Annotated in this window: 12 protein-coding genes; 7 read left to right on the top strand and 5 right to left on the bottom strand. The window is 64.9% G+C overall.

The features are described from left to right. Positions 1-2 precede the first annotated feature (2 nt). The gene (gene acnA / locus KF871_RS10550; RefSeq protein ID WP_291141757.1) at positions 3-2,729 is read right to left on the bottom strand and encodes an aconitate hydratase AcnA; all 2,727 of its coding nucleotides are present in this window, start codon (positions 2,727-2,729) and stop codon (positions 3-5) included. A gap of 91 nt (positions 2,730-2,820) precedes the next feature. Next, on the bottom strand, positions 2,821-3,312 hold the full coding sequence (locus KF871_RS10545) for a hypothetical protein (protein WP_291141754.1): 492 nt from the start codon (positions 3,310-3,312) through the stop codon (positions 2,821-2,823). A 128-nt stretch (positions 3,313-3,440) separates the two neighbouring features. On the opposite strand from KF871_RS10545, the gene KF871_RS10540 reads away from it, so the two are divergent. From KF871_RS10540 to KF871_RS10530, 3 genes are all read left to right on the top strand, one after another. Next, a complete protein-coding gene (locus KF871_RS10540; RefSeq protein ID WP_291141751.1) occupies positions 3,441-4,244 on the top strand; it encodes a helix-turn-helix transcriptional regulator in 804 nt (267 codons plus the stop codon). Positions 4,245-4,331: 87 nt separating this feature from the next. Next, entirely contained in the window at positions 4,332-4,799 is a 468-nt protein-coding gene (locus KF871_RS10535) for a hypothetical protein (RefSeq protein ID WP_291141749.1), read from the top strand. A 39-nt stretch (positions 4,800-4,838) separates the two neighbouring features. Then, positions 4,839-6,509: a hypothetical protein gene (locus KF871_RS10530; protein WP_291141746.1), complete on the top strand. Its 1,671-nt coding sequence runs from the start codon at positions 4,839-4,841 to the stop codon at positions 6,507-6,509. Positions 6,510-7,005: 496 nt separating this feature from the next. Here the strand turns inward: KF871_RS10530 and acnB are convergent, their stop codons facing one another. From acnB to KF871_RS10515, 3 genes are read right to left on the bottom strand one after another with little or no spacing between them, the layout of a single operon-like run. Then, positions 7,006-9,606, bottom strand: coding sequence for a bifunctional aconitate hydratase 2/2-methylisocitrate dehydratase (gene acnB, locus KF871_RS10525; RefSeq protein WP_291141743.1), 2,601 nt, complete (start codon positions 9,604-9,606; stop codon positions 7,006-7,008). 34 nt (positions 9,607-9,640) lie between these two features. After that, positions 9,641-10,678 (bottom strand): aldolase/citrate lyase family protein, encoded by a 1,038-nt coding sequence (locus tag KF871_RS10520; RefSeq protein WP_291141740.1) that lies wholly within the window; start codon positions 10,676-10,678, stop codon positions 9,641-9,643. Between the two features lie 25 nt (positions 10,679-10,703). Beyond that, entirely contained in the window at positions 10,704-11,690 is a 987-nt protein-coding gene (locus KF871_RS10515; protein WP_291141738.1) for a malate dehydrogenase, read from the bottom strand. Between the two features lie 201 nt (positions 11,691-11,891). Here KF871_RS10515 and KF871_RS10510 point away from each other — a divergent pair, with 201 nt between their 5' ends. The 4 genes from KF871_RS10510 to KF871_RS10495 all read left to right on the top strand — a co-directional run. Further along, positions 11,892-12,686, top strand: a complete 795-nt coding sequence (locus KF871_RS10510; protein ID WP_291141736.1) for a GntR family transcriptional regulator — start codon at positions 11,892-11,894, stop codon at positions 12,684-12,686. A 165-nt stretch (positions 12,687-12,851) separates the two neighbouring features. Further along, complete coding sequence (gene sdhC, locus KF871_RS10505; RefSeq protein WP_291141734.1) at positions 12,852-13,283, top strand: succinate dehydrogenase, cytochrome b556 subunit; 432 nt, start codon at positions 12,852-12,854, stop codon at positions 13,281-13,283. A 19-nt stretch (positions 13,284-13,302) separates the two neighbouring features. Further along, entirely contained in the window at positions 13,303-13,668 is a 366-nt protein-coding gene (gene sdhD / locus KF871_RS10500) for a succinate dehydrogenase, hydrophobic membrane anchor protein (RefSeq protein WP_291141731.1), read from the top strand. Positions 13,669-13,672: 4 nt separating this feature from the next. Further along, a partial coding sequence (locus tag KF871_RS10495; protein WP_291141729.1) for an FAD-dependent oxidoreductase occupies positions 13,673-13,949 on the top strand: 277 nt, incomplete at its 3' end.

The following is a 13,949-nucleotide window of genomic DNA, read 5'->3' as shown; positions in this document are numbered from 1 at the left end:
CCTCAAGCGGTCAACAATTGCCGAAGGACATACGGCAGGATTCCGCCGCCCAGGTAGTAGTCCACCTCGACCGGCGTATCGATACGCAGCGTGAGCGGCACTTCGGTGCGTCGGCCATCGGCGTGGGTGATGACCAGCCTGGCCTCGCTCTGCGGTTTGAGTTCGGGGTGGGGCACCACGTCCACCCGCTCATCGCCACGCAGACCCAGCGACTCCCACGAATCGCCCGGCTTGAACTGCAGTGGCAGCACGCCCATGCCCACCAGGTTGCTGCGGTGGATGCGCTCGAAGCTGCGCGCGATGACCGCCTTGATGCCCAGCAACTGCGTGCCCTTGGCCGCCCAGTCGCGGCTGGAGCCCGTGCCGTACTCCTCGCCAGCGAAGATGACCGTGGGCACGCCGTCGGCCACATAGCGCATGGCGGCGTCGTAGATGGGCAGCTTCTCCCCGCTGGGCTGGTGCAGCGTGAGCCCGCCCTCTTCGCGCGAGCCGTCGGCGCGCGGCGGGATCATCAGGTTCTTGATGCGCACGTTGGCGAAGGTGCCGCGCATCATCACCTCGTGGTGGCCGCGGCGCGCGCCATAGCTGTTGAAGTCGGCCGGCAGCACCTTGTTCGCCTGCAGCCACTGCCCGGCCGGCGAGGTGGCCTTGATGTTGCCCGCGGGCGAGATGTGGTCGGTGGTGATGGAGTCGCCAAACAGCGCCATCACCCGCGCACCGCGCACGCTCACGTCGCGCCCCGCGGCATCGGCGGCCAGCGCAAAGCCATCGAAGAACGGTGGCTCGGCGATGTAGGTGCTGCCGGGCCAGTCGTAGGTGGTGCCGGTGGTGCCGGGGATGCGCTCCCACAGCGCGCCGGGCTCGGTCTTCACGCGGGCGTAGTTGTCGCGGTAGGCCTTGCCGTGCATGGCGCTCTTCATCAGCGCGTGCACCTCGTCGCTGCTGGGCCAGATGTCGCCCAGGTAGACCGGTTGGCCGCCTTTGCCGACACCCACGGGCTCGGTCATGAGGTCCCGGGTCACGTTGCCGGCAATCGCATAGGCCACCACCAGCGGCGGACTGGCCAGAAAGTTGGCCTTCAGATTGGGGTGGATGCGCGCCTCGAAGTTGCGGTTGCCCGAGAGCACCGCGGCGCACACCAGATCGTTGTCGGTGATGACCGCGTTGAGCTCGGGCGTGAGGTCACCCGCGTTGCCAATGCAGGTGGTGCAGCCGTAGCCGGCCAGTGCAAAACCCAGCTTCTCCAGGTAGGGCAGCAAGCCGGTGTTGCTCAGGTACTCGGTGACGATGCGCGAGCCGGGTGCCAGCGAGGTTTTGATATGGCGCTTGACGCTCAGCCCTTTCTCGACCGCCTTCTTGGCCAGCAGGCCCGCCGCCAGCAACACGCCCGGGTTGCTGGTGTTGGTGCAACTGGTGATGGCGGCAATGAGCACGTCGCCGTTGCGCACGTCGATGCCGTTGCTGGTCTTGAACGACTGGTCCAGGCGCTGCGGTGCCTGCTTGAAGCCGCCCTTTTCCATAGGTGCGGCAAACAGCTCGCTGAAACGGTGCGCCACGTCGCCGATCTCGATGCGGTCCTGCGGGCGCTTGGGGCCAGCCAGGCTGGGCGCGACCTTGCCCAGGTCGAGCGTGATGGTCTGTGAGTAATCGATCTCGCCGCGCGCGGGCACACCGAACAGCCCCTGCGCCTTGAAGTAGGCCTCGAAGGCATCGATCTCGGCGCTGGTGCGCCCGGTGCCCTTGAAGTAGTCGAGCGTCTTGCCGTCCACCGGAAAGAAGCCCATGGTGGCGCCGTATTCGGGCGCCATGTTGGCAATGGTGGCGCGGTCGGGCAAGGTCAGCGAGGCCGTGCCCTCGCCAAAGAACTCGACGAACTTGCCCACCACCTTGTGCTGGCGCAGGATCTCGGTCACGGTGAGCACCAGGTCGGTGGCGGTCACGCCCTCGCGCAGGCGCCCGGTCAGCTCAAAGCCCACCACGTCGGGCGTGAGGAAGTACACCGGCTGGCCCAGCATGGCGGCCTCGGCCTCGATGCCCCCCACCCCCCAGGCCACCACGCCAATGCCGTTGATCATGGTGGTGTGGCTGTCGGTGCCCACCAGCGTGTCGGGGTAGTACAGGCCGCCTCGCAGGTGCACGCCGCGCGCCAGGTACTCCAGGTTCACCTGGTGCACGATGCCAAAGCCCGGTGGCACCACGCCAAAGGTGTCAAAGGCCTGCATGCCCCACTTCATGAAGCCGTAGCGCTCGCGGTTGCGCTGAAACTCCAGCTTCATGTTCAGGTCGAGCGCGTTCTTGCTGCCGTAGTGGTCGACCATCACCGAGTGGTCCACCACCAGATCCACCGGCACCAGCGGCTCGATGCGCTTGGGGTCTTTGCCCAGCCGCTCGGCCGTGCTGCGCATGGCGGCCAGGTCGGCCAGCAAGGGCACACCGGTGAAGTCCTGCAGCACCACGCGCGCCACGGTGAAAGGAATTTCTTCGGTGCGCGGGGCGCCGGGGCGCCAGTTGGCCAGTTGCGCCACGTGCTCGCGCGTCACGCGTTCGCCGTCGCAGTGGCGCAGCACGCTCTCGAGCACGATGCGGATGGACTGGGGCAGCCGCTTGACGTTGGGAAAGTCGCGCGCCAGCGCGGGCAGCGAATACAGCCGGCCGGTCTTGCCCGGCGCGGGCGCAAAGGTCTTGACGGTGTGGGCGAAGGGGTGCGCAAAGCTCGTGGGGGCATCCATGCGGTGGCTCCGGTGCGGTAACGGGTGATGGGGCATTCTGCCGAGCCACCCCCCGACCGCACAGGCGTCATGGAATGCCGCACGGGCGCACTCAGGCAGCCGCCAGCGCGCTGGGGCGGCGCCAGCCCAGAAACTCCAGGTCGGCCAGCGCCAGCACCGCCACCGCCAGCACAGTGAGGTAGGCCTGGCCCAGCGGTGTCACCGGCAGGTGCCCGCCCCAGGCCAGCGCCAGGCAGCCCAGGCTCCACAGCGTGTTGCCCACGATCAGCGCCATCAAGGCGCCACGCGCGGGCACCACCTGCCGGGCCAGGATGGTGGCAAAGGCAGCAAACGCCAGCACGGCCCAGCCCGAGGCGCTGACCAGCGCCGCCGGCAAGCCCAGCCAGCCGGCCAGCGAATCGGCCAGGGCCAGGTGCAGCACCGCGGCGCCCAGACCCGAGAGGGCATCCAGCGCCAGCACGCGGCGCAGGGCAGTGGTGGACAGAGACAGGTTAGACAGGTTCATGAGGATCTCCAGATGGCGTTGAACAGGCTGGCCATCGTGGTCGGACCGCTGCACCGGGTCCATGACGTGGGAGGTCATGGGCGTTGGGCGTTGGGCTGCCACGGGCTTGACCGTTCAACGCTCAACCCTCAATGCAGAACGGCCATCGGCAAAGCCATGACCCCAGAGGTCATGGCCTTGCCGACGCCCCGCCCTACCATGCGCCCATGCATGCCCGCCACACCACCCCCACCGCCTTCGGCGACCACCTGCGGCAATGGCGCCGGCACCGCCGGCTCAGCCAGCTCGAGCTTGCGCTGCAGGCCGATGTGTCGACCCGCCACCTGAGCTGCGTGGAGACCGGGCGCGCCAGCCCCAGCCGCGAGATGGTGATGCGCCTGTGCGAACGCCTGCAGTTGCCACCGCGCGAGCGCAACGCGCTGCTGGTGGCCGCGGGCTACGCGCCCATGTACCGCGAGCGCGCCCTCGACGACCCGGCCATGGCCGCCGCGCGCACCGCCGTGCAGCGCATCCTGGACGCACACGAGCCCTGGCCCGCCCTGGCCATGGACCGGCACTGGAACCTGGTGATGCACAACCGCCTGGTGCCCCTGCTGCTGCAAGGCGTGGCGCCCGCGCTGCTGCAGCCACCGGTGAACGTGCTGCGCCTGAGCCTGCACCCCCAGGGCCTGGCGCCTCGCATCCACAACCTGGCGCAGTGGCGCGAGCACCTGCTGGAGCGCCTGCAGCAGCAGATCGCCGCTACCGGCGACAGCGCCCTGGCCGTACTGGCCGAGGAACTGCGGGCTTTGCCAACGTCACACAGCCCCCACGCCCCCGCCCTGCCCGGCGAGCACCCTGGCGTGCTCATGCCCTTTCGCTTCGACACCCCGCTGGGCGTGCTCAACCTGGTGAGCACCACCACCGTCTTCGGCACCGCGGTGGACATCACCCTGCAAGAGCTGGCGCTGGAAACCTTCCTGCCAGCCGATGAGCCGACGGCCGAACGGCTGAGGGCATTGGCGGGGTAGCGCCGGCGGAGCGCTGGAACCAGCGCAAAGGCGCCGTTACCCACAGCAGCCTCAGCAACGCCAAGACGCGATCGCCGCGCTCTCACCATGACAGCAGACGAACTTGAGACCCTTTGCCACCGAGCCTGTTTGTCACTCGGATTGGATGATCCACATGCATTGGGTAAAGGCCACACCATCACACATCGAGGTGTGCACCTGGAAGTGCAACATCTCGCTCCACGCGCGCACTTTCTGCTACTGGCCGAGATCGGGTTGTTTGAGGGTCAGCAACGCGCACAAGTGCATGAGCGCCTCTTGTCCTTGCAACTTGGTACTGCCGATCACCCCAACCTGCGCTTCGGCTTTCACCCAGTGCGACAGACAACGCTGCTGTGCCTGACCGCTGTACCACCAGTGGCAATCGATTCGGCGCCAACCTGGCTGGCAGGGCTGATGAACAAGACCGCCGACCAGGTGGACACGTGGCGGCAAGAGCTGCGCCATCCGGTCCTTTCAAACCCCGACAGCCAGTGGCACGCAGGCCGACCGTTGACACCAGCCGCTTGGGCTTAAACCTCGGCACCCCAAAACATTCATCCCCAAGAGCGCCCCATGAATCGCACAAAAATACAAATCAACCCGCAGCTTATTACCGAGCTGAAAGCCCGTCAAAAATCATTTAAAAATGAACTCAACAGGAGTTCGGGAGATTCAACGGAAATCGACGGCTCCCAAAACCAAATCAGAGTAGTCAAAAATACAAGTAACTTGCAATCATCTCAATCAGAACTTGGTTTAACTACCCCCGAGTTTGAGAGCGATGACGACTCTTCATATGACCACTCTCTACCGAAGGAATCTCTCGGTGGCAGTGCTGTAAAAATCTCGTCTGCGCACCCTGCACACAAATCTTCAGGTTTGAACAACGATACAGGCGAGATGGACTCAGGTCGTATTGCGGACCATTCCAATGAAGAGGATGAGACGGAGAGCACAGCTAAAGCGTCTCAGCCGCCTGCTCCAGGGGCTTCGGGTCCTGTCGAAAAATTGAACGCACCAGGCAAAGGCACGGTTGGCGGCGAAATCGCACCCTCCGGCGCATCACCCGAAGACGTGAAAATTGCCGCCAAGCTGCCTACGACCATCGAATCGTCAACCAAACTGATGGTGTTCTTTACGAGCATGATCGACTTGGTAGAAATGCTAAAGACGCAATATGGACTGAAAGATCAAGACGTCGCCTCACTACTGCAGATATTTGACGGTGCACGAAGCAAATGCCAGAGCCAGATAGCGTCCTGCTCCCAGAAACTGGAGTCGCTGACTCCTGAACTGGTGGCGGCGATCGGGCTTGCGAACCAAGCCATCCCCGACAAACTGGTTGATCAAAAGACTCGGCAGATCACCTTCAATCCGAAGACCTCCAGCCCCCCCCGCGCCCCAATTGAAGAGCAAGCCATAGAAAAGGAACTAAACCAGATTCGCAATCAGGCGGACAAGAAGAAACTGGAAAATGGTTTGAAGATTGCCAGGAAAATTGATCAAGAGCCGGATTTCACGACATCTACTGACGAAGACGAAGCCGAAGAATCCATCGTTGATCAAATTTCCCGCAATCCAGCTTCAACCAGCAGAATCGCGGTTACGACGGAAAGCTCCTCATCGCCGGAATCGGCCGAGCAGCAATCACTACCAAAAATTGCACCAGTCAACGTTGACTCATTGGCATCAACCTTTTCACAAGCCCACGCGCCCGAGCGCCTGACCACAGCCGACGAAGCAGCGAAAAAATACCAAGCGCTGACCAATGAAGCTGACAAGCGAAAATTCTTGGCTGATCTGCAGAGAGAAATTGATGCAACCAACAAAACACTTCAGCAAGAGCTGGCCGATCTAAACAAACTCAAAGAACGGCATGAGCAGCGTCAAGGGCAAATCGACGAGCTTGAAAAAAGAACAGAAAGCTACAGACTGCTGAATCGCGCCAGCATCAAGCTAACCGTTGAACATCAAAACCTCACCAACCTCACTAATGCGCAATTTCCTGCAAAGACGCCTGAGACAAAAGGCAAGATAAAACGCTTGTTTGCACAGAAGTTTCAATTCATCCGCCCAAAAGCAGGTTCGCCGATGTCCAAACCCTCGCCGACCAATCCGAGCGCATTGAACAAGAAAGGATATGGGTCATCGTCACAATCGAGTGTGAGCGGACCAGTGCCTCACGGTGTCGAAGGCGATCAATTGGTTAGCCTGGATAATGACCAAACTTCCGAATCCCAGTAAAACCACCAAATCCAGACTGACCTACCGCGTCTCAAAGAAGGGATGAAGGTTGTACCCAGGGTGAATACTGGTGATCGCGAGCAAGCGGCGAAGCTAGACAGGAGTTGTGGGAGTGGCGCACTGCATCCAGATCGTTTCGCCATGACATGGGTAGAAAACTCTTCGGGGAAAGTGCTTCAGGACAAAACAGCAGCAACGCCACTTACTCATATACCGAGAGGCATGCTGAGTTTTGAAGATGAATCCAATAGGTGTCTGCAAAGCTAGGGGGTGCCCTCGAGAATCCTCGGCATTACTGCATTGCCACGCAATGTTCAAACGCGACAAGGATCTCTTTAATAGAGCAATGACGCAACCGTGGCTTGCGGTACATCGAGCAATCGACCCGACTGCGCTTCCCGAATGACAAGGGCGCTCCCTAAGCGGGAGCGCCCTTGATCAATTCACGCCCTGGCGGAGTTGGCAGGGCCGATGGCGCCGGCCTACGTTCAGCGGGTTACGCCGTCACACCCTTGGCCACCTCAGCGTATTCCTCGATCTGGTCGAAGTTCATGTAGCGGTACACGCTGGCGGCGTCTTTGTTGATGATGCCCATGGCTTCGTGGTACTCGGCCACGGTGGGAATCTTGCCCAGCTTGGACGCAATGGCCGCCAGTTCGGCCGAGGCCAGGAACACGTTGGTGTTCTTGCCCAGGCGGTTGGGGAAGTTGCGGGTGCTGGTGCTGACCACGGTGGCGCCTTCGCGCACCTGGGCCTGGTTGCCCATGCACAGGCTGCAACCGGGCATTTCGGTGCGGGCACCGGCGGTGCCGAAGGCGGCGTAGTGGCCTTCCTTGATGAGCTCGTTCTGGTCCATCTTGGTGGGCGGGGCCACCCACAGCTTGACCGGGATATCGCGCTGGCCGCCGAGCAGCTTGGCTGCGGCGCGGAAGTGGCCGATGTTGGTCATGCACGAGCCGATGAAGGCCTCGTCGATCGGGGTGCCGGCCACGTCGGACAGCAGCTTGGCGTCGTCCGGGTCGTTGGGGCAGCAAAGCACGGGCTCTTTGAGGTCGTTGAGGTCGATCTCGATGACGGCGGCGTACTCGGCGTCCTTGTCGGCTTCGAGCAGCTCGGGCTTGGCCAGCCAGGCCTCGACCTTCTCGATGCGGCGCTGCAGGGTTTTGGCGTCGGCGTAGCCGTCGGCGATCATGTTCTTCATGAGCACGATGTTCGAGGTGAGGTACTCGATGATGGGCTCTTTGTTGAGCTTGATCGTGCAGCCGGCGGCCGAGCGCTCGGCGCTGGCGTCGCTCAGTTCAAACGCTTGCTCCACCTTGAGGTCGGGCAGGCCTTCGATCTCGAGGATGCGGCCGGAGAAGATGTTCTTCTTGCCGGCCTTGGCCACGGTGAGCAGGCCGGCCTTGATGGCGGCGTAGGGAATGGCGTGCACCAGGTCGCGCAGGGTCACGCCCGGCTGCATCTGGCCCTTGAAGCGCACCAGCACCGACTCGGGCATGTCCAGTGGCATGACGCCGGTGGCGGCGCCGAAGGCCACCAGGCCGGAGCCGGCCGGGAAGCTGATGCCGATGGGGAAGCGGGTGTGCGAGTCACCGCCGGTGCCTACGGTGTCGGGCAGCAGCAGGCGGTTGAGCCAGCTGTGGATCACGCCGTCGCCCGGGCGCAGGGCCACGCCGCCGCGGTTGCTGATGAAGGCGGGCAGCTCGCGGTGGGTTTTGACGTCCACCGGCTTGGGGTAGGCCGCGGTGTGGCAGAAGCTCTGCATCACCAGGTCGGCGCTGAAGCCCAGGCAGGCCAGGTCCTTCAACTCGTCGCGGGTCATGGGGCCGGTGGTGTCCTGGCTGCCCACGGTGGTCATCTTGGGCTCGCAGTAGGTACCGGGGCGCACGCCCTGACCTTCGGGCAGGCCGACGGCGCGGCCGACCATCTTCTGCGCCAGCGTGAAGCCGGCCTTGCTCTCGGCCGGGGCCTGCGGCAGGCGGAACACGGTGCTGGCGGGCAGGCCCAGAAACTCGCGCGCCTTGGCGGTGAGGCTGCGGCCGATGATGAGGTTGATGCGGCCGCCGGCACGCACTTCGTCGAGCAGCACGTCGCTCTTGAGCGCGAACGAGGCCACTTCGGCGCCGTTCTTGAGCAGCTTGCCGTCGTAGGGCAGCACGTCGATGACGTCGCCCATCTCGAGCTTGCTCACGTCCACTTCGATCGGCAGCGAGCCGGAGTCTTCCTGGGTGTTGAAGAAGATGGGCGCGATCTTGCCGCCCAGGGTGACACCGCCGAAGCGCTTGTTGGGGACGAAGGGGATGTCCTGGCCGGTGGCCCAGATCACCGAGTTGGTGGCCGATTTGCGGCTGGAGCCGGTGCCGACCACGTCGCCCACGTAGGCCACGAGATTGCCCTTCTTCTTGAGGTCTTCGATGAACTGCATCGGACCGCGCTTGCCGTCTTCCTCGGGCTTGAAGGCCGCGTCGGGACGCGTGTTCTTGAGCATGGCCAGGTAGTGCAGCGGAATGTCCGGGCGGCTCCAGGCGTCGGGTGCGGGCGAGAGGTCGTCGGTGTTGGTCTCACCGGGCACCTTGAAGACGGTGACGGTGATCTTTTTCTCGACCTCGGGGCGGCTGGTGAACCACTCGGCGTCGGCCCAGCTTTGCATCACCTCTTTGGCCTTGGCGTTGCCGGCCTTGGCCTTGTCGGCCACGTCGTTGAAGAAGTCGAACATCAGCAGCGTCTTCTTCAGCGCGTCGGCGGCCACGGCGGCGACCTCGGCGTCGTCGAGCAACTCGATGAGGGGGTGCACGTTGTAGCCGCCCACCATGGTGCCCAGCAGTTCGGTGGCCTTGGCTTTGCTGACCAGGCCGACCTGGATGTCGCCGTGCGCCACGGCGGCCAGGAAGCTGGCCTTGACCTTGGCGGCGTCGTCAACGCCCGGGGGCACGCGGTGGGTGAGCAGGTCCATGAGGAAGGCGTCCTCACCGGCCGGGGGGGCCTTGATCAGTTCGATCAGGTCGGCCACCTGCCTGGCGTCAAGCGGCAGCGGCGGGATGCCCAGGGCGGCGCGTTCGGCGGCGTGGGCGCGGTAGTCGGCGAGGAAGTTGGACATGGTCTTCTCCAGACAGCGTGGGTGATTCGGGAAATCAGGGCGTGGCAAGCAAGGTTTGCACCGGCGACGGCAGGTGGCGGCCGGTGCGGCGGGCGCGTTCAAGCACCTGCCAGAAGTAGCGGTAGCTGGCGCGGTCGTGCAAGCGGCCACCCACTTGCACCGGCGCCCAGGCAGCGGCGGCGGCGCGTTCGATGACGGTGGCGGCTTCGTCGACCTCGTCGGCCGCGGGCGCAAAGGCCGCGACGATGGGGCGGATCTGATCGGGGTGGATGCTCCACATGCGGGTGAAGCCGAGCTCTTGCGCAGCGCGCCGGGCGGCGGACTGCAGGGCCGCGAGGTCTTTGAACTCGGTGACCACGCCGTGCGCGGGCACCTTGCCGTGGGCATGGCAGGCGCTGGCGATCTCGAGCTTGGCGCGCAACACCAGCGGGTGGCTGAACTGGCCGGCCGACGTCATGCCGGCCGCAGGGATGGCCCCGCCGTGCGCCGAGACGAAGTCCATGAGGCCAAAGCTCAGGCTCTGAATGCGCGGGTGCGCGGCGATGTCAAAGGCGCGGTGCACCGATGCCGGCGACTCGATGAGCGCGTGCAGCGGCAGCTCGGGCGCGCTCGCCGCCGTCAGCGCGGCCGCAGCGCGGTCCACGTCGGCCACCGTCTCGACCTTGGGCAGCATGACGTGCACCAGCCGGGCGCCAGCACGGCCGACGATCTGTGCCACGTCGGCCTCGAAGGCCGGGTGGTCAACGGCGTGCACCCGCACGGCCACACGTGCGCCGGGCGCAGCGGCCAGTGCGAGTTCGGTGACCAGCGCGGCGTGCTCGGCCTCGCCCCCCACCGGAGCACCGTCTTCGCAGTCAAGGGTGACGTCGAACACACACGCGCCGAACTCGGCCGTGAGCTCGGCCTGCAAGGCCAGGCTCTTGCGCATGCGCACCTCCACGCCGCTGTAGTGGTCGCACACCGGCAGCGAGCCGGTGCGGGCCTGGGCGTCGAGGAGGATGTCGCGTGGGTTCATCGATGACGAATGACTGCGCTGCGCTTCGATGACGGATGACAAACACCGGCTGGTCATCTGTCATCTGTCATGGGTCATGGCCTCAAAGCAGGTGCTTGACGCCGTCCTGCTCGCCGACGAGTTCGGCCAGGGTCTTGTCGATGCACTTCTGGCTGAACTCGTCGATGGCCAGGCCTTCGACGATCTTGTACTTGCCGTTTTCGGTGGTGACCGGGAAGCCGAACATCACGTCCTTGGGGATGCCGTACTCGCCGTTGGAAGGCACGCCCATGGTGACCCACTTGCCGTTGGAGCCCAGGGCCCAGTCGCGCATGTGGTCGATGGCGGCGTTGGCGGCCGAGGCGGCAGAGGACAGACCGCGCGCTTCGATGATGGCGGCGCCGCGCTTGCCCACGGTGGGCAGGAACACGGTTTCGTTCCAGACCTGGTCGTTGATCAGGTCCTTGACGGCCTTGCCGCCAATGGTGGCGAAGCGGTAGTCGGCGTACATGGTGGGCGAGTGGTTGCCCCACACGGTGAGCTTCTCGATCTCGCCGACCTTGCCACCGGTCTTGGCGGCGATCTGGCTGGCGGCGCGGTTGTGGTCCAGGCGCAGCATGGCGGTGAAGTTCTCGCGCGGCAGGCTGGGCGCGCTCTTCATGGCGATGTAGGCGTTGGTGTTGGCGGGGTTGCCGACCACCAGCACCTTCACGTCGCGGCTGGCCACGGCGTTCAGGGCCTTGCCCTGGGCGGTGAAGATCTGGGCGTTGGCGGCCAGCAGGTCAGCGCGCTCCATGCCGGGGCCGCGCGGACGGGCACCCACGAGCAGGGCGTAGTCGGTGTCCTTGAACGCGGTCATCGGGTCGGCGTGGGCTTCCATGCCGGCCAGCAGAGGGAAGGCGCAGTCTTCGAGTTCCATCATCACGCCCTTGAGCGCCTTCTGGGCCTTCTCGTCCGGGATCTCCAGCAGTTGCAGGATCACCGGCTGGTCCTTGCCGAGCATTTCGCCGGAGGCGATGCGGAACAGCAGGGCGTAGCCGATCTGGCCGGCGGCGCCGGTGACGGCGACGCGAACGGGCTTCTTGGTCATGGTGGGAGCTCCAGGAGTGGGTGTGGGAATGCGGTGGAACCGGGGCCGCCGGACCTGCGCACTGCCTCCTGGGCGGTGGCGGGCGGGGGCTTCGGAACAGCCGGCGAGTGTACCCGCGTAAACCCTGAACGGTCAATTTGTCTTATGTCTTATATAAGATATGATTGCCCACCGTCGCGCCCTTGCCGACACCGTCCGACGATGGCCACCACGCCCACCCCCTCCGACCCGATCACGCCCGGCGAAGGCAGCTTTGCCCCGGGCTCGGTGGCGCCCGCCTTCAGCCCGCTGTACCAGCAGATCAAGGGCCTCATCCTGCGCAGCCTGCAGGCCGGCGAATGGAAGCCCGGCGACATGATCCCGAGCGAGCTCGACCTCGCGGCGCGCTACAAGGTGAGCCAGGGCACGGTGCGCAAGGCCATCGACGAACTGGCCACCGACAACCTGGTGGTGCGCCGCCAGGGCAAGGGCACCTTCGTGGCGACCCACGCCGAGCAGCACATCCAGTTCCGCTTTCTGCGCCTGCTGCCCGACCAGGGCACGCTGGACGAGCAAGGCCTGGCCGAGCGCCGCATCATCGACTGCCGTCGGCTGCGCGCCTCGGCCGAGGTGGCCCGCCAGCTGGGACTGCGCACGGGAGATGCGGTGCTGCAGGTGAGGCGCGTGCTGGCGTTTGGCGGCACGCCCACCATCCTTGAGGAAATCTGGCTGCCCGGCACGCCGTTCAAAGGGCTGACGCTGGACACCCTGGCCAGCGACAAAGGCCCGATGTACGCGCTGTTCGAATCGCAATTCGGCGTGCGCATGGTGCGCGCGTCCGAGAAGATCAAGGCCGTGGGTGCCGATGCCGATGCGGCCGGGCTGCTGGCCGTTGCCGAGGGCCACCCCCTGCTCAGCGTGGAGCGGCTCTCGTACACCTACAACGACACGCCCATGGAGCTGCGCCGGGGCCTGTACCGCACCGACACGCGGCACTACCGCAACGAGCTGAGCTGATGCGTCGCATGCCGTTTTGCCTGCCGAGCGATGCGCTCGGCTTCCGAGTAGGCGACACGTCAGCCTGCTGCGTTGCAATAGAATTTGCCCGCCCTCGGTAACCAGTTACCACCGCGTTACCAACTCCCTCCCCGCCTGAGCGCCTTTCCCACGAAAGCCCATCCCATGCCCGAGTTGACCTCCAAGCGGCCCGAGTTCCGCAACATCAACGCGTTCAAGGATCTCACCACTTACCGCCTGCCCGCCGCAGGTTGGGTGTCGATCCTGCACCGCGTCAGCGGCCTGCTGATGTTTCTGCTGCTGCCCCTGATCGTGTGGCTGTTCGACACCTCGGTGTCGTCCGAGATCTCGCACGAGCGCTTTGTCTCCGCCTTCGCCGGCGGCCTGGGCTTTGTGCCCGGCTGGCTGCTCAAGCTGGTGGTGCTGGCGCTGATGTGGGCCTACCTGCACCACTTCATTGCCGGCGTGCGCCATCTGTTGATGGACGCCACCCACGCCGTGACCAAGCAGTTCGGCAAGACGTCGGCCATGGTCACGCTGGTGCTGAGCATCGGCCTGACCCTGGTGCTGGGCGCCAAGCTGTTCGGCCTGTACTGATTCCCGCGAGGTAGATCCCATGTCCGTCAACTACGGTTCCAAGCGCGTCGTCACCGGCGCCCACTACGGCCTGCGCGACTGGCTCGCCCAGCGCATCACGGCCGCCCTCATGGCGCTGTTCACCCTGGTGGTGCTCGCCCGCGTGCTGTTCACCAGCGGCCCGCTCGGCTACGAAGGCTGGGCCGCCGTCTTTGCCCCGCAATGGATGAAGGCACTCACCTTCGCCATGTTCCTCGCCCTGGCCTACCACGCGTGGGTCGGCGTGCGCGACATCTGGATGGACTACGTCAAGCCGGCCAGCCTGCGCCTCGTGCTGCACGTGTTCACCATCGTCTGGTTGCTCGCCTGCCTGGGCTGGGCGGTTCAAGTTCTCTGGAGAGTCTGACGCCATGTCTGCCAACGCATCCCTTCCCAAGCGTCAGTTCGACGTCGTCATCGTCGGTGCCGGTGGCTCCGGCATGCGCGCCTCGCTGCAACTGGCGCGCGCCGGCCTCAAGGTGGCCGTGCTGTCCAAAGTCTTCCCCACGCGCTCGCACACCGTGGCCGCGCAGGGTGGCATCGGTGCCTCGCTCGGCAACATGAGCGAAGACAACTGGCACTACCACTTCTACGACACCATCAAGGGCTCCGACTGGCTGGGCGACCAGGACGCCATCGAGTTCATGT

Origin of the sequence: Hydrogenophaga sp. (assembly GCF_019635465.1) — a bacterium.
Classification (GTDB): domain Bacteria; phylum Pseudomonadota; class Gammaproteobacteria; order Burkholderiales; family Burkholderiaceae_C; genus Hydrogenophaga.
The sequence above is the reverse complement of the archived record's forward strand: the minus strand, read 5'-3'. Positions and strand labels throughout refer to the sequence as shown.